22 protein-coding genes are annotated in these 18,832 nt (G+C 41.2%); 1 reads left to right on the forward strand and 21 read right to left on the reverse strand.

Annotation, left to right across the window (positions count from 1 at the left end):
• Window positions 1-135: 135 nt before the first annotated feature.
• The 5 genes from murB to HT708_RS05945 form a co-directional block, all read right to left on the reverse strand.
• A complete protein-coding gene (gene murB, locus HT708_RS05925) occupies window positions 136-1,041 on the reverse strand; it encodes a UDP-N-acetylmuramate dehydrogenase (protein ID WP_023936081.1) in 906 nt (301 codons plus the stop codon).
• A 111-nt stretch (window positions 1,042-1,152) separates the two neighbouring features.
• On the reverse strand, window positions 1,153-1,905 hold the full coding sequence (locus tag HT708_RS05930; RefSeq protein ID WP_050971541.1) for a YhfC family glutamic-type intramembrane protease: 753 nt from the start codon (window positions 1,903-1,905) through the stop codon (window positions 1,153-1,155).
• Between the two features lie 9 nt (window positions 1,906-1,914).
• Window positions 1,915-2,646, reverse strand: coding sequence for an acetolactate decarboxylase (gene budA, locus HT708_RS05935; protein WP_023932776.1), 732 nt, complete (start codon window positions 2,644-2,646; stop codon window positions 1,915-1,917).
• Window positions 2,647-3,128: 482 nt separating this feature from the next.
• The gene (locus HT708_RS05940; RefSeq protein ID WP_240156195.1) at window positions 3,129-3,503 is read right to left on the reverse strand and encodes a hypothetical protein; all 375 of its coding nucleotides are present in this window, start codon (window positions 3,501-3,503) and stop codon (window positions 3,129-3,131) included.
• Complete coding sequence (locus HT708_RS05945; RefSeq protein WP_165852374.1) at window positions 3,504-3,650, reverse strand: hypothetical protein; 147 nt, start codon at window positions 3,648-3,650, stop codon at window positions 3,504-3,506.
• A gap of 415 nt (window positions 3,651-4,065) precedes the next feature.
• Here HT708_RS05945 and HT708_RS05950 point away from each other — a divergent pair, with 415 nt between their 5' ends.
• Complete coding sequence (locus HT708_RS05950; protein WP_172926122.1) at window positions 4,066-5,337, forward strand: PLP-dependent aminotransferase family protein; 1,272 nt, start codon at window positions 4,066-4,068, stop codon at window positions 5,335-5,337.
• An 18-nt stretch (window positions 5,338-5,355) separates the two neighbouring features.
• Here HT708_RS05950 and HT708_RS05955 read toward each other — a convergent pair whose 3' ends face one another.
• From HT708_RS05955 to hemW, 16 genes are all read right to left on the reverse strand, one after another.
• Window positions 5,356-6,171, reverse strand: coding sequence for an ABC transporter substrate-binding protein (locus HT708_RS05955; protein ID WP_172926123.1), 816 nt, complete (start codon window positions 6,169-6,171; stop codon window positions 5,356-5,358).
• Window positions 6,172-6,290: 119 nt separating this feature from the next.
• Window positions 6,291-6,764, reverse strand: coding sequence for an NUDIX domain-containing protein (locus HT708_RS05960; RefSeq protein WP_033605139.1), 474 nt, complete (start codon window positions 6,762-6,764; stop codon window positions 6,291-6,293).
• Between the two features lie 84 nt (window positions 6,765-6,848).
• On the reverse strand, window positions 6,849-7,502 hold the full coding sequence (gene phoU, locus HT708_RS05965; protein WP_000946465.1) for a phosphate signaling complex protein PhoU: 654 nt from the start codon (window positions 7,500-7,502) through the stop codon (window positions 6,849-6,851).
• 11 nt (window positions 7,503-7,513) lie between these two features.
• Window positions 7,514-8,272: a phosphate ABC transporter ATP-binding protein PstB gene (pstB, locus tag HT708_RS05970; protein ID WP_000128635.1), complete on the reverse strand. Its 759-nt coding sequence runs from the start codon at window positions 8,270-8,272 to the stop codon at window positions 7,514-7,516.
• A 12-nt stretch (window positions 8,273-8,284) separates the two neighbouring features.
• A complete protein-coding gene (gene pstB, locus HT708_RS05975) occupies window positions 8,285-9,088 on the reverse strand; it encodes a phosphate ABC transporter ATP-binding protein PstB (RefSeq protein ID WP_000109215.1) in 804 nt (267 codons plus the stop codon).
• Window positions 9,089-9,098: 10 nt separating this feature from the next.
• Entirely contained in the window at window positions 9,099-9,983 is an 885-nt protein-coding gene (gene pstA, locus HT708_RS05980) for a phosphate ABC transporter permease PstA (protein WP_172926124.1), read from the reverse strand.
• On the reverse strand, window positions 9,973-10,890 hold the full coding sequence (gene pstC / locus HT708_RS05985; protein ID WP_172926125.1) for a phosphate ABC transporter permease subunit PstC: 918 nt from the start codon (window positions 10,888-10,890) through the stop codon (window positions 9,973-9,975). Before pstC ends, pstA begins: the two co-directional genes overlap by 11 nt.
• Window positions 10,890-11,768 (reverse strand): phosphate ABC transporter substrate-binding protein PstS, encoded by an 879-nt coding sequence (gene pstS / locus HT708_RS05990; protein WP_000746334.1) that lies wholly within the window; start codon window positions 11,766-11,768, stop codon window positions 10,890-10,892. Before pstS ends, pstC begins: the two co-directional genes overlap by 1 nt.
• A 685-nt stretch (window positions 11,769-12,453) precedes the next feature.
• Entirely contained in the window at window positions 12,454-13,758 is a 1,305-nt protein-coding gene (locus HT708_RS05995; protein ID WP_001160256.1) for an RsmF rRNA methyltransferase first C-terminal domain-containing protein, read from the reverse strand.
• Window positions 13,759-14,532: an inositol monophosphatase family protein gene (locus HT708_RS06000; protein ID WP_172926126.1), complete on the reverse strand. Its 774-nt coding sequence runs from the start codon at window positions 14,530-14,532 to the stop codon at window positions 13,759-13,761. It abuts the gene before it with no gap.
• The gene (locus tag HT708_RS06005; protein WP_001041980.1) at window positions 14,522-14,800 is read right to left on the reverse strand and encodes a UPF0223 family protein; all 279 of its coding nucleotides are present in this window, start codon (window positions 14,798-14,800) and stop codon (window positions 14,522-14,524) included. The genes HT708_RS06000 and HT708_RS06005 overlap by 11 nt, the downstream gene beginning before the upstream one ends.
• A complete protein-coding gene (locus tag HT708_RS06010; protein ID WP_000631259.1) occupies window positions 14,800-15,201 on the reverse strand; it encodes a Spx/MgsR family RNA polymerase-binding regulatory protein in 402 nt (133 codons plus the stop codon). The genes HT708_RS06005 and HT708_RS06010 overlap by 1 nt, the downstream gene beginning before the upstream one ends.
• A 209-nt stretch (window positions 15,202-15,410) precedes the next feature.
• Window positions 15,411-16,028: a TIGR01906 family membrane protein gene (locus tag HT708_RS06015; RefSeq protein ID WP_172925241.1), complete on the reverse strand. Its 618-nt coding sequence runs from the start codon at window positions 16,026-16,028 to the stop codon at window positions 15,411-15,413.
• Entirely contained in the window at window positions 16,018-16,791 is a 774-nt protein-coding gene (locus HT708_RS06020) for a TIGR01457 family HAD-type hydrolase (protein ID WP_172926127.1), read from the reverse strand. Before HT708_RS06020 ends, HT708_RS06015 begins: the two co-directional genes overlap by 11 nt.
• Before the next feature lie 10 nt (window positions 16,792-16,801).
• Window positions 16,802-17,539: an acyl-[acyl-carrier-protein] thioesterase gene (locus HT708_RS06025; RefSeq protein WP_000524808.1), complete on the reverse strand. Its 738-nt coding sequence runs from the start codon at window positions 17,537-17,539 to the stop codon at window positions 16,802-16,804.
• A 4-nt stretch (window positions 17,540-17,543) separates the two neighbouring features.
• Window positions 17,544-18,674, reverse strand: coding sequence for a radical SAM family heme chaperone HemW (gene hemW / locus HT708_RS06030; RefSeq protein ID WP_001170090.1), 1,131 nt, complete (start codon window positions 18,672-18,674; stop codon window positions 17,544-17,546).
• Window positions 18,675-18,832 lie beyond the last annotated feature (158 nt).

Genomic DNA, 18,832 nt, shown 5'->3' on the forward strand with positions numbered 1-18,832 from the left:
TAGATTAACAGATCAGGGCTCTGTCAGGCCGCCACTACCTCGTGTAGGAGATTGAACTGCCTACATTCTTCTGCACTAACGATAGGCTTTCACCCCCTTTCCATGACATAGCAGCAGCTTTTCAACTACAGCTTCCTACTTGCTTTCACCTAAAATACGGACTTCTCTCTCAAGAGTGACGCCAGAGTGTTCCTTTACTTTTTCGATAACAGACTCAATCAAGTCTTCGTAGTCTTTAGCCGTTCCGTCAGCAACATTAATCATAAAACCTGCGTGTTTTTCAGACACTTCAACACCACCGATACGATAGCCTTTCAAGCCAGCTTCTGAAATTAATTGACCTGCAAAATGCCCGACTGGACGCTTAAAGACCGAGCCACAAGATGGATATTCTAAAGGTTGCTTGAGTTCACGTAGGTGCGTCAAGCGGTCCATTTCCTGCTTGATAACCTGATGGGTTCCTGGGGCTAGGGCAAATTTAGCTGACAAGACAACTGCACCAGACTCTTGAATGGCTGAGTGGCGGTAACCAAAAGCCAAATCTTTAGCAGACAGGGTCTCTATTTCTCCATCCTTGGTCAAGACCTTACAAGACTGCAAGATGTGAGCAATCTCGCCACCATAGGCACCCGCATTCATAAAGACAGCACCACCGACGCTTCCTGGAATGCCACAAGCAAACTCAAAGCCAGTCAAACTATGACGAAGGGCAATGCGAGTTGTTTCAATCAAGTTAGCACCAGCTTCAGCTTCGATGGTATAGCCATCAACGGAAACATTATTGAGCTTGTCGCACAAGATGACAAATCCACGAATTCCACCATCACGAACGATGATATTGCTGGCATTGCCAAAAACCATCCAAGGAATATTTTCTTGATTGGCAAATTTTACAAGGCGCGCCAACTCAAAACGATTTCGTGGAAAGACCAAATAATCGGCCTCTCCACCTACTTTTGTATAACTATAGCTATGCAAGGGTTCCTTAAAACGGATATCAATTCCTTCTAAGATTTCAAGCATTTTTTCTCTTACAGACATGTCACTCTTCCTTTTACAAAATTCATTCCATTATACCATTTTTAAGACCATTTGACGACCCTAAAAAAATCTTAGGCTTATTTTAAACAAAAAAAGAGGTTTCCCCTCTTTTTATGATTTTTTGCAAAAGATAGCCTTGGTTCCATAGGTAACCAGAACGAGCTCAAGTGCTAGGACAACTTCCACCAAGACTGGATTTGTCAACCAGCCAACTTGGACTAGAGATGGTGCTAGGTCAAAGAAGGCATGTAGGCCATAGGCTGCTAGGAGATAAATCCATTTCTTCTGGCGAACAGCTTGGTAAACCCAAACAGTCAAGAGTAATTGGAAACCTAGCGCCAAGATTCGCTCAAAACCAAGCAAATAAATCTGCCAGACTGATAGCGACTGAATAGTTTTCAACATATTTTCAGACAGTAATTGCATGACCTGTGGATCCTGCGTTTGAACTGCTGAGAGAACGAAGTAGAGATTAAGCAAACTAGTAAGACCTAGGAAAATCAACTCCAAGCCACCATGCCCTAACCCATAGGCCAAGGCGTCTGCCTTTTCCAAACTTCTCTTTTTCTCCAACCATTTGAAGAAAATAAGACGAGCAGTTTCCTCAAAAAATGCTGCCATGGCTAAGCCATAGATGATATAGACAAGCGGATGGTCTTGCAAGAGGGCAATACTACCGTCTTTTTGAGGATGCAAAACCAAGATATGCACCAGTTTTTCCAAAATCTGTGAAGAGACAAAGAAGGCTACAGCTCCCAAGCCCAAAACAGCTAGATTAATCTGGTATTTCTTTTTGGCATACCAAACGCTCCCTAGCAAGAAAGCCAGCAACAGCACCATGGTAATGATAATATGAATGATCATTTTCTTCTCCTATTCTGCCTTTTCAATATCTTTTTTCATCTCGTCAACATTGAACTTAGCAAACAAGTATTGACGGTCTTGGACTGGGAAACGTTGGTCCAACTGGTCAATAGCTCCCACCTCAATAATGCCTTCCTTGATAACAAAGTCCATAACATGCCCACCGAAGGTCAAATCATCTGAGATAAAATGTAGATGATATCCTGCCAAACTGACCCCATTGAAAATCTCTGGCGTCCAGAAACCAACGATGGTTCCTGCCACATTGTCACGACTATATTCAGGTTGATGGGTTGCGACATCAGCAAACTTGGTATCTGGTGCCGACTTAGGAATCATGCGCACATGCATATGTGAAAATTCCCCACGAATCTTGATAGAGCGGAAAAGATTTTCCCCGTCATAATAAGACTCAATCCGTTCTTCCAATTCCTTGTCTGTCATCTCAAAGCGCTGGCGGAAAATGACCTCTGCCTGATGTGGTACTACTGCTGCGTAAGGAATAAGGGCATCTGGTAATACTTCTACAATTTCCGGTTGCTCTCCTGAGCCTTTGGCTTGATAAGCCTTGCCATCCAAGACAATCAATTCCCCATCAATGGAATCCAAGGTTCCCAAACCAAGGTCTCCATGCTCTAGCAATTCTCCTACTGTCATGGTCCCACCATAAAGGCCAGCCATCAAGGCTCCAAGGGTATTGTATTGAAATAATTTCACTGGTTCCTGCACGTTCTTATCCATTCTCTTTCTTGTTTGTTATTCTATAAATGTTACTCCTAAGTATACCACATTTAGCTTTATATGTGAACGAGAGAAACACCTTAGACATTGCCAAGAAAGAAAAAAAGGGTACAATGTAACAAAATCAAGGGAGGTCTGGAATGAAGAAACAAAGCAAGTACCAAGAGGTCGTAGCTTATCTGAAAAATGCATCGAGTCTGGACGCTTTCCGACGGGTAGCCTGAGATTTTGACAGAAACAAAACTTGAACTGGCACAACAACCCCTAAGGAACACACTTCCCTAGGGGCCTTTTTTTATTTAACTAAATCATTATTTATTTTTTGTTCCTAGCAAACATAAATATTGTATTAATAATTGCAAAAATAAATGCAAACAAAAGGATTTTCCAAAGGATAAATTTTTGTAACACTAAATATGCATATACAAATCCAATCAAAAAGCTAATAATCCCATCTTTTATTAAAAAGTTTTTATCACGCATTATTCCAGACCACACTGAACTGCCCAAATAGCCAACTGACCAGCAATGATATAAATATTTGTTTTAAGTCCATTAGCTTTAACAAATCTTAGTACCACTTTAGCTAATTCTAACCAAGCCTTTTTCTGCGCATACTTAACAATTAGCGAAACATTGGTCATAGCAAAAAATTCTTCTCGTATTTTTCTCGCTATACATCCTCCCATCTCATCCCAAGGGACTCTGTTATAGAGATTATTAATATTAGTTTCTAATTTATTTTCCGCAAGAGCAATATCTTTTTGAGAAAAGTTTTTATAAACATATTCAGTAAAATTTTTTTCATTAACTCCATTTCTAAACATTTGATCAAGAACATTAGCTACATCATCCATTTATTTTTGTTCTTGGGTACTAATTTCAGAAACTTCCGTAGTAGTTACATCATCAGCAAATACTCTAACAGAAACTATAGAAGGAGACATAATAGAAAATAGTGATAATATAACAAGAGCTGAAGTTACAGTTTTTTTAAATTTCATAAAAAACACTCCTTCAAGTCGCAAATATATATTACTAATAAAATAACTTGATTTTCTGATTTAAAACTCCTTTCTAACAAGTCATTCGTATACTTTTATTTTTCAATTCTGTTATACCACAACTAGAAGACGGTTTCAAGCTTTTTCCTAAAAATATGTGCAAGTAATACGGGGAAATTAGCATGAAAACTTTTTAAAACAAACCAACCCCAGATAAAAATACATATTTTGTTTTAAAGAGAAAAAAGTTCCGAAAAACTGTCACATCTGCATTTGGTTGCTCTTTGATTTCAAAAAAGTATTAAAGATGGGAATATACCACATTTGCTCTTAGATGTGAACGAGAGAAACACCCTAGACATTGCCAAGAAGGAAAAAAAAGGGTACAATGTAACAAAATCAAGGGAGGTCTGGAATGAAGAAACAAAGCAAGTACCAAGAGGTCGTTTCCTATCTGAAAAATGGTATCGAGTCTGGACGCTTTCCGACGGGAAGTCGCCTGCCTTCTATCCGTCAACTAAGCCTTGACTTTCACTGTAGCAAGGACACCGTTCAGCGCGCCCTGCTGGAATTACGGCACGAACAATACCTCTATGCCAAGCCCCAGAGTGGCTACTATGTCCTAGAACAAGGGCAACACCAAGACCTCGAAATCGAGGTTACGGATGAACACGCCAGCGCCTATGACGATTTCCGACTCTGTGTCAATGAAACTTTGATTGGCCGGGAAAACTACCTCTTCAACTACTATGAAAATCAAGAAGGTTTAGAAGACTTAAGACAATCCATTCACCAACTCCTCTTTGACCAAGCCCTCTACTGCAAGGCTGACCAACTGGTACTGACTTCTGGAACCCAACAAGCCTTGTTTATCCTTTCTCAAATTTCCTTCCCTAGCCAAGCCAAGGAAATCTTGGTGGAACAACCGACCTACCATCGAATGAATCGCCTCTTGATTGCTCAGGGTCTGGACTATCAAACGATTGAACGAGGCATTGATGGGATTGACTTGAAGGAACTGGAAGGCCACTTCAAAACAGGAAAAATTAAGTTTTTCTATACCATTCCTCGTTTTCACTATCCTCTGGGACATTCCTATTCTGAGCAGGACAAACGAGCTATTCTTGACTTAGCTGCCAAGTATGGTGTCTATATCGTAGAGGACGACTATCTGGGGGATTTGGACTCCAAGAAGGGCCAGACCTTCCACTATCTGGATACAGAGGAGCGCGTCATTTACATCAAATCCTTCTCAACCAGCCTCTTTCCAGCCCTGCGGATAACGGCACTCATCCTTCCAAATGCTATCAAAGAAGCCTTTGTGGCCTACAAAAATATCCTAGACTACGACAGCAACCTCATCATGCAAAAGGCCTTATCACTCTATATCGATAGTCAATTGTTTGAGAAAAATCGTTTGGCTCGCTTATCCAATCAGGAAGCTTACCAGAAGCAAATCGAGGAAAGGTTAACTAAAACACCTTGTCCCCTTCCTCACTTTCCGCTTCACGATGGTGTATTGCTTGATCTCAGACGATATCCTAAAATCGCCAATCTCAAACACAGTCAACTAGGCTTGGACTTCTTTGAAGAGGCCTATTTAAGCACCTGTCCTTATCAATTTGCCAAGGTGTCCCTAGACAATCTGGAAAAGGTTTTAAACTATTTAAAAGCAGAATTGGAATGACATCCAACTCTGCTTTTTTTATTGTTCAACTTCTGTTAGGCTTGCTGCATTTTCAAGATAGCTTTGGTAAGTTCCTTCATCCTTGAGTTTTTGGATAACCTTGTCCACCACTTCTTTCAAATCAGCACTATTTTTTCTAAGGGCAACTGCATTGGCTTCGCCGTCCTTCATCTTCAAGCTGACAGTTGTGACAGCTAGGTCTGCATTTTTAGCAGCATAGCTAAGGGCAACAGGCTCATCCATATGAGCAGCATCTACTTTTCCAGCTTGCAATTCATTGACAGCTTCACCCATATTGGTTAAGGAAGTCAATTGAGCTTTTGGCAATTGTTCCTTGACCATTGATTCTGGAACAGTCCCTTTTTGAGCCGCAATATTAGCACTTTCAAGGCTAGTTAAATCCTTGTATTTTTCTACATCAGCCTTACGAACCAAGAAACTAATCTTGTTTTCATAGTAAGGGATTGAAAAATCAAAGACTTCTTTTCTCTCGTCAGTAGCGCTAATTCCCGCAACTGCCAGGTCAGCCTTACCTGTTTGAAGACTGGTCAAAACATTGTCAAAACTCATGCTTGAGATTTCCAACTTAACCCCAAGTTCATCAGCGATAGCCTGAGCCATGTCGATGTCTGCACCGACTACCTGGTTCTTTCCATCAACCAATGATTGAAATTCAAAGGGTGCATAGTCAGGACTGGTTGCCACAACTAATTTCCCCTTTTGCTTAATGGCCTCAACAGCTGACTGAGAACCATTAGAACCTGACTGGCAAGCTACTAAGAAGAAACTTGCAAGAAAATTACATAAAACAAATATCCATTTTTTTGATTTCATAAATAAACAACCCCTCTGTTAATTTTGTATAATTATAACGATATCTAAGTTGCTTGTCAAGTGTTTTCTTGCATTTTCATAAAATATATTTACTAAAAAATAGAAATACAGTGGTTAGTTTATCTATCTATTGGGAACTTATTTTCAAAAAAATCATTTATCATATCTTGATGCTGCTGGTTTACAATTGCAATATTTTGTATGTCACTATGATCAAAAAATCCTAATTCTAAAGTTTCATCACTTGTAAAAAAATTTGTAGAGATAGAAGTTTCAGATGAAACTAAATACAAGATTGTAAGAACTTGAGCCTCATCACCATTCGGATAACTGTCTGAATATTTTGTATAAACATTTAAGAGTTTTTCCACCCTCACTTCGACTCCTGTTTCTTCATAAAACTCTCGCACTAAAGCTTCTAAAGCCGATTCTCCTAATTCAAGAGCACCACCTGGTAATCCCCACGTTCCTTTATCTGCTCGTTTTTGTAATAAAATTTTTCCTGATTGACTTAATATTCCACAGGTAAAATTTAAAATAATCTTATCTTTTCCAACTTTTTTCTGATATTCTGTATGTAGTTCATTATTCACCTCTGACAAAGTAAACTATCTATACAATGAAAGCTTACTGTATTAAAAAGTAAGCTTTCACAATAATTTTATCCTTTGAATACTTTATAATTCGACAATCTTACCTGTTTCAAAGTAAACAACCCATTCACAGATATTTTTAGCATAGTCACCGATACGCTCCAAGTAGGAAATAACTTGGAAATAATCACGACCCGTAACAATGGCTTCTGGATTTTTCTTAATCTCTTCAGTCGCAAGGTCACGGATAGTTTCAAAATAGTGGTTAATTTGCTCATCCATGGAGGCTACCCGGTATGCGTCGTCAACAGAACCATTAAGATAAAGATCAAGTGCTGCTTCAACAACGCTTTTAACTTCACGTCCCATTTTTTGAATTTCTTCCTCTACAGCTGGGATGCGCTCTTCCCCCTTCATACGGATGGTTGCCTGGGCAATGGCTACAGCGTGATCCCCCATACGCTCCACATCTGATACAGCCTTAAGGACAGTCAAGACTGTACGCAAATCTTGAGAGACTGGTTGTTGGAGTGCAATCATTTCAAATGATTTCTTTTCCAGTTTCACTTCGTATTCATTTACTTCTGCGTCATCTTCGATGACCTCTTTTGCCAGGTCACGGTCATGCGTGACAAAGGCACGCACCGTACGATTGATTTGTGAGAGCACTTCTTGTCCCATAGCGTAGAACTGGTTATGTAATTTCTCTAAATCTTCTTCAAATTGAGATCGTAACATCTTTCATCTCCTTATCCAAATTTTCCTGTAATATAGTCTTCCGTTTCCTTGTGTTGGGGATCAAGGAACATCTGCTTGGTATCATTAAATTCAATCAAATCTCCATCTAGGAAAAATCCTGTCTTATCAGAGATACGTGAAGCTTGTTGCATGGAACGGGTTACCAGAAGCATGGTGTACTTGTCTTTTAGACCATACAAGGTTTCCTCAATTTTACCAGCTGAAATCGGATCCAAAGCCGAAGTTGGCTCATCCAAGAGGATGATTTTAGGACTGGTTGCCAAGACACGGGCCACACAGACACGCTGCTGTTGACCACCTGACAATCCAATAGCTGAATCATGTAGACGATCCTTGACCTCATCCCAGATAGAGGCACCTTGCAAGGCTTTTTCTACGGCTTCATCCAGAACCAGCTTATCCTTAATTCCATTGATACGAAGCCCGTAGACAACATTCTCATAGATAGTCATAGGGAAAGGATTAGGTTGTTGGAAAACCATTCCGATTTCCTTACGTAATTCAACCGTATCTGTACGCGGACTGTAGATGTTGTGACCATTGTACACCACGGATCCAGTTGTGGTCACCTCTGGATTGAGATCTCCCATGCGGTTGAGAGACTTGAGGAGGGTTGACTTCCCTGATCCAGATGGACCAATCAAGGCTGTAATTTCCTTAGGTTGGAAAGATAGGGAAACACTATTCAAAGCCTTCTTTTTATTATAATAAACGGACAGGTCTGATACCTGTAAAATCGCATCTGTCATACGGTTTCCTTTCTAACCAAAGTGACCAGATACATAGTCATTGGTGGACTGTAGCTTGGCATTTTGGAAAATAGTTGCAGTTTTGTCATACTCAATCAAATCACCCAAGTAAAAGAAGCCTGTATAGTCACTTGCACGAGCAGCCTGCTGCATATTATGCGTTACAATGATGATGGTAAAGTCTTTCTTGAGCTCAAACATGGTCTCTTCTAGTTGCATGGTCGCAATCGGATCCAAGGCTGAGGCTGGCTCATCCATTAAGAGGATATCTGGCTTAACAGAGATGGCACGAGCAATACAGAGACGTTGTTGCTGACCACCTGATAAGGTCAAGGCTGACTTGTGGAGATCGTCTTTAACCTGATCCCAGAGGGCAGCCTGACGAAGGGAGGTTTCTACGATTTCATCTAGGACTTGCTTATCCTTAACTCCAGCACGTTCATGCGCAAAGGTAATATTACGGTAAATTGACTTAGCAAATGGATTAGGGCGTTGAAAAACCATTCCAATGTGTTTACGCATTTCATAAACGTTGATTTCTGGACGGTTGACATCAATTCCACGATAGAGAATCTGCCCAGTTACTTTAGCAATATCAATAGTATCATTCATGCGATTGAGACTGCGTAAGTAGGTAGATTTCCCCGATCCCGACGGACCAATCAAAGCTGTAATTTTATTTCTTTCAAATTGCATATCAATCCCCTTAATGGATTCATTTTTACCATAGTAAACATGGACATCCTTAGTAGAAAGGGCTACTTTTTCTTCAGGAAAGGTAAGGATATGCTTCTCATCCCAGTTATATGTTGACATGGCTTCTCCTTTAGACAGCGGTTAATTTCTTGTGTAGATAGTTTCCGAACTTACGAGCTCCAAAGTTAAAAATCAGGATAAAGATTAGGAGCACAGCGGCAGAACCTGCTGATACAATAGTTCCATCTGGAATAGTGCCTTCACTATTGACTTTCCAGATATGGACAGCCAAGGTTTCTGCTTGACGGAAGATAGAGATGGGGCTAGTCACACTGAGGATATTCCAGTTAGACCAGTCAAGAGCTGGCGCCGATTGCCCTGCTGTATAAATCAGAGCTGCAGCTTCGCCAAAGATACGACCAGATGCCAAGACGACACCCGTTACAATACCTGGAAGCGCTTCTGGAATAACAACATGAACCACTGTCTCCCAACGAGAAATCCCAAGAGCCAGACCAGCCTCACGTTGGGTATGGTGAACATGTTTCAAACTATCCTCTACATTACGCGTCATCTGAGGCAAGTTAAAGACTGTCAAGGCCAAGGCACCTGAAATGATTGAAAATCCATACTCAAACTGGACTACAAAGATCAAGTAACCAAAGAGACCCACCACCACTGATGGTAAAGAGGACAAAATTTCAATACAAGTCCGCACAAAGTTGGTAACAGGACCTTTTTTAGCATATTCAGCCAAGTAAATCCCAGCTCCCATAGAAAGAGGTACAGAAATAATCAAGGTAATGACCAATAGGAAAAAGGAATTGTAAAGCTGAATGCCAATCCCACCACCTGCTTGAAAAGCAGAAGACCTTCCAGTCAAGAAAGACCAAGAGATATGGGGCAAGCCCTGAACCAAGATATAGAGAATCAAGGAAGCCAAGATTGTCACAATGATGCTAGCAATCGTATAGAGGACAGCTGTTGCAAGTTTATCTAATTTCTTAGCGCGCATAATTTTTCTTTCCTCTTTCTTTCGTAATCAATTTAATCACACTGTTAAAAACTAAACTCATCAAGAGCAGTACCAAGGCCAGTGACCAGAGAACATTATTATTTACAGTTCCCATGACAGTGTTCCCAATTCCCATAGTTAATATAGAAGTTAAAGTTGCAGCTGGTGTGGTCAAGGAAGTTGGGATAACAGCTGAGTTTCCGACAACCATCTGGATAGCTAAAGCCTCACCAAAGGCACGCGCCATCCCAAAGACCACTGCAGTGAAAATACCAGAACGGGCCGCCTTCAAGATCACACGCCAGATAGTCTGCCAGCGAGTGGCTCCCATAGCGAAACTAGCCTCACGATAATAACGAGGAACCGCACGCAAGCTATCCGTTGTCATAAAGGTTACGGTCGGCAAAATCATGACAAAGAGGACGGAAATCCCTGACAAAATCCCAAAACCAGTCCCACCAAAGACACTGCGAACAAAGGGAACGACGACTTGCAAGCCAATAAATCCATACACTACTGAAGGAATCCCAACCAGGAGTTCAATAGCTGGTTGCAAAATCTTCGCCCCTTTTGGTGATACTTCGGTCATAAAAACTGCTGCACCAATAGCAAAGGGGGTTGCGATAAGGGCTGAGAGAATGGTAACGATAAAGGAACCCAAAATCATAGGAAGGGCACCAAATTCTTTACTAGAAGGATTCCAAGTTCCTCCCAAAAGAAAGTCAAAGATATTCACACCATTGACAAAGAAGGTCGACAAGCCTTTTTGCGCTACGAAAACCAAAATCATGGCCACAAGGATGACTATCAAAGAAAGACAGGCAAAGGTCAAACCTTTTCCTAATTTCTCCAGACGAGAATTCTTTGATGGAAACAACATTTTCTTAGCTAATTCTTCTTGATTCATTATTGTCTCCCTTCCAACACTGTCACAGTTCCGGCAGCATCTTTTTCAACCTTCATTTCCTTAATCGGAATATACTTCAATCCTTTGACAATCCCTTCTTGGGTCTCATCCGAGAGAACAAAATTGAGAAATTCTGCAGCTAACTCATTGGGCTGCCCCAATGTATACATATGCTCATAAGACCACAAGGGCCAATTATTGCTACTTATATTTTCTGGACTTAAGTCATAACCATTCAACTTCATGCTTTTGACCGAATCATCTATATAGGTAAGAGATAAATAAGAGATAGCTCCTGGACTTTTTGATACGATTGATTTTACCGCTCCATTTGAATCCTGCTCCTGACTTTGCATGGCAGACTGACCTTCCATAATGACAGTATCAAAGGTAGCACGAGAGCCAGAGCCGGCTGCCCGATTGATAACAGAGATGGGTAAGTCCTTACCACCAACCTCTTTCCAATTGGTTACCTCACCTATGAAGATTTGACGAAGTTGCTCTGTCGTTAGGTTATCAACATCAACCTCCTTATTGGCAATCAGAGCCAAGCCAGCTACCGCGACCTTGTGGTCAACAAGAGCAGAAGCATCAATTCCGTCTTTTTCCTCAGCAAATACATCTGAGTTTCCTATATCAACTGCCCCAGACTGAACCTGGGACAAGCCTGTACCAGAACCTCCCCCTTGGACATTGACCGTTTTTCCAACATGGATCGTGCCAAATTCATCTGCCGCTACTTCAACCAAGGGTTGCAAGGCAGTTGAGCCAACAGCCGTTATGGATTCTCCACGATCAATCCAGCTAGCACAGCCTACTAAACAAGCCGTCAGCCAAAAAGCGATAAGAGACAGAGCAAGCTTTTTTCTTTTTTTCACTGTTTTTCTCCTCGAAAATAATTATGAATACTGTGAATTTTTTAAGTAGTTCTTTATGAGTTGACGCATGAATTCTTACCAAATTTCTGCGCAATTGATTATTTATATAATATAGGCTATATTACTCTTTTCTAACCTCCTTTTTTCATATGTGGATAAAATCTCTTGTCTATCCCTTCCCCCATTGTCACCCATTATAGTCATTTCGTGTCTCTTTTTCCCCTTTTTAATGCAAGGAAAAGGTTACTCTCCTTAGATGATAATCCAAAAGCTAGAAAGGTATCTCAAACCTCTCTACTCTCCCAGACTAGTTTACAACTAAAAGGAAAAGATTCTATTTTATGGGAAATCTAGTTTACAAGCGGTAAGAACGCTAATAACTAAACTTCTTGTACTCTTTGAAAATCTCTTCAAACCAGGTCAGCCTTGCCTTGTTATAGGTATGTACCTATTTGGTCAGTCCTATCTACAACTTTAAAGCAATGCTTTGTAACTGACTCCGTCAGTCCTATTTGCAACCTCAAAACAGTATTTTGAGCTATCTATGGCTAGCTTCCTAGTTTGCTCTTTGATTTTCATTGAGTAGTAAAACTACATGTGATGGCAATCAAGATATCAAGAATCATCCTACTAAAAAAATCCATACTTTCACTATAACATAGAATAAGATATTTGACTAGCATTTTCACTTGAATCTGAGGCCTTTTGGAAAATAATTTTTCAAAACATTTCCAGTAACCTTTGCAAAGCCCAAGCCATTGCCTTTAACCAAAACTTGGTACCAACCATTTGGCAGACTTTCTGCCAGCTGAACAGTTTCTCCAGCCACATACTTGACAAACGCTTCTTGGCCAATTTCAACCGATTGTTCGACCTGACTCGGTTTCAAGGCTAGACCAAGAGCAAAACTGGGCTCAAAGCGTTTCTTCTTAAAAGTGCCCAGATGTAGTCCATTGCGAGCAATCTTGAGCTTACCTAAATCTGGCAAGAGTTCTGGTAAGAGATAGAGTTGGTCCCCAAAAGTCTGCAAGATTCCCGGTAGATTGACCTTCAAATGGTTTTGGGCAAATTCTTGCCACAAGGCAACTTGTTCTCGACCAAGATTGCTCTTACTTGCCTTACATTTAGGAGTTGGATTGTTACCCTTAAACTGTAGATGGGCTACAAACTGACCCTCTCCCTTAAACTGATGAGGGTACATCCGAGCCGTTTCTGGCAGGTCAATACCAGCTACCATTCCATTGATATGCTCTACTGGCAACAAATCAAAATCATACTCTTCCAGCAACCACTTAACAATCTCTTCGTTTTCCTCGGGTGCCCAGGTACAGGTTGAATAAACCAGACGACCACCTTCAGCTAGCATGGTTACTGCATCTGCTAAAATTTCTCTTTGCAAGCTAGCACATTGACTCGGATACTCTAAGCTCCAATAGTTCATAGCATCTGGTTGCTTACGAAACATTCCTTCACCAGAGCAAGGGGCATCAAGGACAATGAGGTCAAAATAGCCTTTAAAGACCTTGGCCAAGCGGTCAGCAGATTCATTGGTCACCACAACATTTGTCGCTCCAAAGCGCTCCATGTTTTCTACTAAAATCTTAGCCCGTTTGCTTGAAATTTCATTGGAGACGAGAAGGCCCTCTCCAGCTAGATAGGCTGCTAGTTGAGTTGATTTACCTCCCGGTGCAGCTGCCAAGTCCAAGACCTTCATACCAGGACTGGGCTGGGCTACCTGAGCAACCATCTGAGCAGCAGGTTCTTGCGAATAAACTAAACCAGTAGCATGCTCAGGCGATTTCCCTGAAACCTTCCCATAATGTCCCCAAGGAGTTTGAGGAATGGTATCAGAAAAGGAAAGTTGCGCTTCTTTTAAAGGATTGACCCGAAAGGCCGAAACCGCTTCCTCCTCAAAAGAGGCAAGAAAATCTCTTGCCTCATCTCCTAGTATCTCTTCATATTTTTCAACAAATCCTTCTGGAAATTGCATTTAAGTTCTTTTCCTTTCGTAAATATAGGACTGAATTTCCTCCTGCATCTCAAGAGGTAGCATCATGACCGGTTGTCTGGTTTGAAAATCAAGCGGTTGACCAGATAGGGTCACCACCCGATAACCCAGACTTTCCCCTAAAATACTAGCCGCAGCATAATCCCATGGTTGCAGATAAGTGACATAGGTCAACAAACGCCCTGACAAAATCTTGGCAAAACGAATGGCCGCACTCCCATAGACACGAACACCGAGGACGGCTCGACTCAAATCAGCTAGTCCCCATTCATTGGTTTCTAGCATACCACTATTTCCTGCAATGAGAAAATCTCCAAGTGGTTTTGGTTTAAAGGGAGCTAGGGGCTTATTATTTCGACAAACTGGAAAGACCCCACCACCGTGGTAACAATCCCCTTTGACCACATCATAAATTAGGCCAAACTGTCCCTGACCATTTTCAAAATAAGCCATCATAACAGCAAAATCTTCCTGCTGGGCTACAAAGTTATTGGTACCATCAATGGGATCAATGACCCAAACCTTGCCCTCTTGAACCGAAGCTCGCAGACACCCTTCTTCAGCACAAATCTTATCCTCAGGATAACGGGACAAAATCTCACCAACCAAGAGTTCCTGAACTTCCTTGTCCAGTCTGGTCACCAAATCTGTTGGAGAGGACTTGGTCTCAACACGCAAGTCTTCCTGCATGTGGTCAAGGATGTACTGACCCGCTTTCTTAATTAGCTCTTTAGCAAATTCAAATTTACTTTCCAAGAGAAATCTTTCCTTCCCCTTTTTCCTTAGCCGCCTGAACTGCTCGGTAAAGCGAATAGCCACTGACTGTTTCAAATTCTCGTCCCAAACGTTTTTCTTCACTCTTTCTTGGCACAACCGCCTTGAATCGCTTATAGGAGTCCAGTAACTTTTTAGCCTCTACCTTGCCTTCATAGGCAGCTTCAACATCATTAAAAAAAGAAAGCACTGAAGCAAGTTCTTCAGTGCTCCACGACAAATCTAGTGGGTAACTATACTGTTTGTTCATTAACTAATACCAGCTCTCATTCTTGCTTCTTTTAGTTCTTGCTTACGGTAACTACGAGGGAGAAAAGCACGAATCTCATCTTCATTAAAACCGATTTGCATGCGCTTGGCATCAATAATAATTGGACGACGCAAAAGACTAGGATACTGCTCAATCAAATGAAGCAATTCCGATACCGAAATACTCTCTACATCAATATTCAATTTTTGAAAAATTTTTGAACGAGTTGAAATGATGTCATCAGTACCATTTTCGGTCAAGGAAAGGATGTGTTGCAATTCTTTTCTTGTTAAAGGACTGGTCATAATATTGTGTTCCACAAAGGGAACCTTATGTTTTTCTAACCAGGCCTTAGCCTTACGACATGATGTACAGCTCGGTGATAGAAATAGTGTAATCATGCTTTTCTCTTCTTATCTATACTTTGCTACTTCTATTATACAAAAAAATAAAGCGCTTGACTAGAGATTTTTAGAAAAAAAGCCTATTTTTTCAAGAAAAATAGACTGTTCGCGAACGATTGACACAATTGGATTTGGTTAATTCACTCTTAACGATGGTTTTAAACGATATGTATTTTTATATATACAAATTAAAAACAGCTTTCGGTTCACTTCCTACGACTTTTCAGATACAGATAGCCAAAGAAGCTCTCATAGAGGGCAAAAAAGAGGAGGAAGGCATGAAGGAAGAAGGTCTCTGGCAAAATCAGAATCACTGGATCCTTGGCTGGGTCAAAAAGCCAGGTATCATCTCCCACAAAGAGAATTTGATGGAAAAGGGTAAAGAATTGGTCAAAACCAATCAAAACTCCCCCAAGCCCAATCAGCAAAGGCAAAACCACTAGAGCCAGGAGACTTTTACGATAAAGAGACAAAAAGCCCTTTTTCACAATCCCGTTGACAAAGAAATAGAAACTTGGCAGTGTCACTAGAGCTACTATCTGAACCAAGTGGAAGAGATTCTTGACCACTGCAAAATGGTGTAGCCCAGCAGATGACGAACGAAAATCTGGCATCTCTAGGACCTGACTAAATGGATTGGTCAGATAATTCATCAAAATATGAAAATTGTATTGAATAGTTTCTGGTTTTAGATAGACTCGATTCGTTAAGTTTAGCCACTGAATTTCCAGCGGATAAAAAATCCAAGCCAGATAAATGGTCATAAGGATTGAGAGGGAGAGGAGAAAGAGCATAGAGGCCCAAAAGGTCAGTTTAGTTTTCATCAAAATCCCACTCCGCAAGGCTAGAAACCACATGAGTCGGTGCGATTGGCAGGTCTGCTACTTCTTCTGCCTTGGTAAAACCTGTCGTCACCAAGAGCGTTGGAATGCCATTGTCAATCCCAGCCCGAATATCAGTCAGATAATTGTCCCCAACCATGATCAACTCTTCACGTTCCAAACCTAAGTGCTCAACCGCCTTGTCCATAATGATGGCATTTGGTTTTCCAATATAAACAGGCTTCACTCGTGTTGCTACTTCAAGCAGGGTAATCAGTGAACCAGCACCAGGCAAAAGACCACGCTCTGTCGGGATATTGAGGTCAGGATTGGTTCCAATAAAATGATCTCCCTTTTGGATAGCTAGAGTTGCTGTGGCAAATTTTTCATAGTCGACTTGCCAGTCCAGACCTACTACCACATAGGCAGGATTTTCCTTGTCTTCCACATAGCCAGCCGCCTTGATGGCTTCCTTGAGCCCTGATTCTCCGATAACATAGACAGTCTTTTCCAGTCCCAAGTCATTCATATAGTCGATAGTTGCCAAAGTCGCTGTGTAGACAGTCGATAGAGGCGTATCGATATTAAAATTCTGAGCCAACATTTCTTGAACACTCTCAGGAGTACGGGTTGTATTGTTGGTCACAAAGAGATAGGGGATGTCTCGCTTTTGCAATTCATGGACAAAAGCCTCTCCTGCTGGGATTCTGTCTTTGCCCTTATAAATGGTTCCGTCTAAATCAATTAAATAGCCTTTATATTTCATCTATTTCTCCCTAAGCCTTTTTTATTTCTTGCCAAGTAATAATAGCCTGTGCATTGGTAGCCCCGTCGCTTGTAATTTCATGCTTGCTTTCCAGTCCAGTCCGTTCAACAGACGATATGATTACCCCACCTGGTCGAACTTCCTTGACATACTTGAGGTTGATTTTCTTGGGAATATAGTGGGTCAAAAAATCCGCTCCCATGACCTCAAAAATCCAGTCCAAGTATTTACTGTTATTGACATGACCATTCATATCCAAGTCGTAAAAACGAACATGGTAATCCTTGCTGATCGGCTTTTCCAAGGACTCATACTTCGGTCCACGGATAAGTTTTTTATCAAAATCAGACTGGTAAGGAGCCACAATCTCAGGTTCAACAGCATGGACTTTTCGACTGTCGCGGTCCATGAGAACAAAAGTCGCCATCATGTGGATGAGTTCCTGACCTGCTTCATCATAAATGGTAAAGCGACGGTAGCAAAAGAGCCGATTGTAGCTCAAAGCTTCCGTTTCGATGGTGATTTCTTCCCCAAAACGAGGCAAACGAACCACCTCAATATCGTATTCTGTGATAATCCAGACCAGATTATGATCTTCTAAAATGGCCTTATCACTAACTCCCAGTTCAATCGACTGCATCCCTGAAACTTGTAGGGACAGCAAAATCACATCTGGAAGTTTGATATGACCGTTCATGTCAGCCATATCAAAAGGAATTTTCATGTTCATTTGATAAGTTAAGCCCATCATCCTACTCCAAAATAAATCGTTCTGCTACGGTGTCTCCTAAGAAGAGACCTCTTTTTGTCATGCGAACTCGGTCACCGTCTATTTGCATGAGACCCTGTTGAACCAAGTCTCTGACAATTTCTCCATAAAGTCCATCAAAAGACCGTCCAAATTTTTCCTCAAATCGCGCCATGGAGACTCCTGATTTCTTGCGGAGTCCCAGGAACATTTCTTCTTCCATTTGCTCTTTTTGACTCAGGTACTCCTCTGTGATACGAGCATTGCCTTCCTCAACCGCATTAAGATAATGGCGAATGGGACCATGATTTTTATATCGAATACCATTGACATAACCAGATGCTCCAGCACCGATGCCATAGTATTCAGCATTGTCCCAGTACATAAGATTGTGGCGACTTTCAAAACCAGGTTTGGAGAAATTAGAAATCTCATAATGCTCAAAGCCTGCTCGCTCAAGCTCAGTGATGATGTACTCAAACATCTCCGCTTCCAGTTCCTCCTTAGGCAGAGGCAATTTCCCTCGTCGCATACGGTTCATAAAGACCGTATGATTTTCCAAAATCAAGCTATACAAACTCATGTGGGGAATATCCAGTCCAATGGCCTTAGCCACATTTTCCTGGACCTGCTCCATGGTCTGACCAGGCAGCGCATAAATCAAATCAATGGAGATGTTGTCAAAACCAGCCAATTTCAGGCGGTCGATATTTTCATAAATATCCTTCTCCAAATGACTGCGCCCAATCTTTTTCAGCATCTTGTCGTCAAAGGTCTGCACGCCTAGCGAAACACGATTGACAGCCGAGTTTTTCAAAACAGCAATCTTATCCGCGTCCAAGTCGCCTGGATTGGCTTCAATGGTCAACTCTTCCAAGGCAGACAAGTCCAAGTTTTTAGTCAAGCCCTTCAATAACACCTCCAGTTGCGGAGCTGACAAGGCTGTTGGTGTCCCACCACCAATGTAGAGGGTCCGCAACTTTTGAATATCATAAGAACGAAACTCTTCTAACAGATGCTCTAAATAACTGTCGACTGGCTGATTCTTAATAAAAACTTTTGAAAAATCACAATAATAACAAATCTGGGTACAAAATGGGATGTGCACATAGGCTGACGTTGGTTTTTTCTGCATAGTACTTATTATACCACAAAAGCGAACAATACTTAGAATTCCCTTTAACAAAATCCTAGCATTGTTCGCTTTCTTTATCTAAACATTCTTTTTATTTTATGACGAACACGATTCCCAGAACCAATCTAGTTTGTCTTTACAATACAAAAGAATGAATG

The sequence above is a fragment of the Streptococcus sp. 3613 genome (assembly GCF_013277375.1).
Taxonomy (GTDB): domain Bacteria; phylum Bacillota; class Bacilli; order Lactobacillales; family Streptococcaceae; genus Streptococcus; species Streptococcus pseudopneumoniae.

Excerpts from the sequence above, each read along its gene's own strand:
- murB (WP_023936081.1), bottom strand. The coding sequence starts at position 1,041 with ATGTCTGTAAGAGAAAAAATGCTTGAAATCTTAGAAGGAATTGATATC.
- HT708_RS05930 (WP_050971541.1), bottom strand. The coding sequence starts at position 1,905 with ATGATCATTCATATTATCATTACCATGGTGCTGTTGCTGGCTTTCTTG.
- budA (WP_023932776.1), bottom strand. The coding sequence starts at position 2,646 with ATGGATAAGAACGTGCAGGAACCAGTGAAATTATTTCAATACAATACC.
- HT708_RS05940 (WP_240156195.1), bottom strand. The coding sequence starts at position 3,503 with ATGGATGATGTAGCTAATGTTCTTGATCAAATGTTTAGAAATGGAGTT.
- HT708_RS05945 (WP_165852374.1), bottom strand. The coding sequence starts at position 3,650 with ATGAAATTTAAAAAAACTGTAACTTCAGCTCTTGTTATATTATCACTA.
- HT708_RS05950 (WP_172926122.1), top strand. The coding sequence starts at position 4,066 with ATGAAGAAACAAAGCAAGTACCAAGAGGTCGTTTCCTATCTGAAAAAT.
- HT708_RS05955 (WP_172926123.1), bottom strand. The coding sequence starts at position 6,171 with ATGAAATCAAAAAAATGGATATTTGTTTTATGTAATTTTCTTGCAAGT.
- phoU (WP_000946465.1), bottom strand. The coding sequence starts at position 7,502 with ATGTTACGATCTCAATTTGAAGAAGATTTAGAGAAATTACATAACCAG.
- pstB (WP_000128635.1), bottom strand. The coding sequence starts at position 8,272 with ATGACAGATGCGATTTTACAGGTATCAGACCTGTCCGTTTATTATAAT.
- pstB (WP_000109215.1), bottom strand. The coding sequence starts at position 9,088 with ATGTCAACATATAACTGGGATGAGAAGCATATCCTTACCTTTCCTGAA.
- pstA (WP_172926124.1), bottom strand. The coding sequence starts at position 9,983 with ATGCGCGCTAAGAAATTAGATAAACTTGCAACAGCTGTCCTCTATACG.
- pstC (WP_172926125.1), bottom strand. The coding sequence starts at position 10,890 with ATGAATCAAGAAGAATTAGCTAAGAAAATGTTGTTTCCATCAAAGAAT.
- HT708_RS05995 (WP_001160256.1), bottom strand. The coding sequence starts at position 13,758 with ATGCAATTTCCAGAAGGATTTGTTGAAAAATATGAAGAGATACTAGGA.
- HT708_RS06005 (WP_001041980.1), bottom strand. The coding sequence starts at position 14,800 with ATGAACAAACAGTATAGTTACCCACTAGATTTGTCGTGGAGCACTGAA.
- HT708_RS06010 (WP_000631259.1), bottom strand. The coding sequence starts at position 15,201 with ATGATTACACTATTTCTATCACCGAGCTGTACATCATGTCGTAAGGCT.
- HT708_RS06015 (WP_172925241.1), bottom strand. The coding sequence starts at position 16,028 with ATGAAAACTAAACTGACCTTTTGGGCCTCTATGCTCTTTCTCCTCTCC.
- HT708_RS06020 (WP_172926127.1), bottom strand. The coding sequence starts at position 16,791 with ATGAAATATAAAGGCTATTTAATTGATTTAGACGGAACCATTTATAAG.
- HT708_RS06025 (WP_000524808.1), bottom strand. The coding sequence starts at position 17,539 with ATGGGCTTAACTTATCAAATGAACATGAAAATTCCTTTTGATATGGCT.
- hemW (WP_001170090.1), bottom strand. The coding sequence starts at position 18,674 with ATGCAGAAAAAACCAACGTCAGCCTATGTGCACATCCCATTTTGTACC.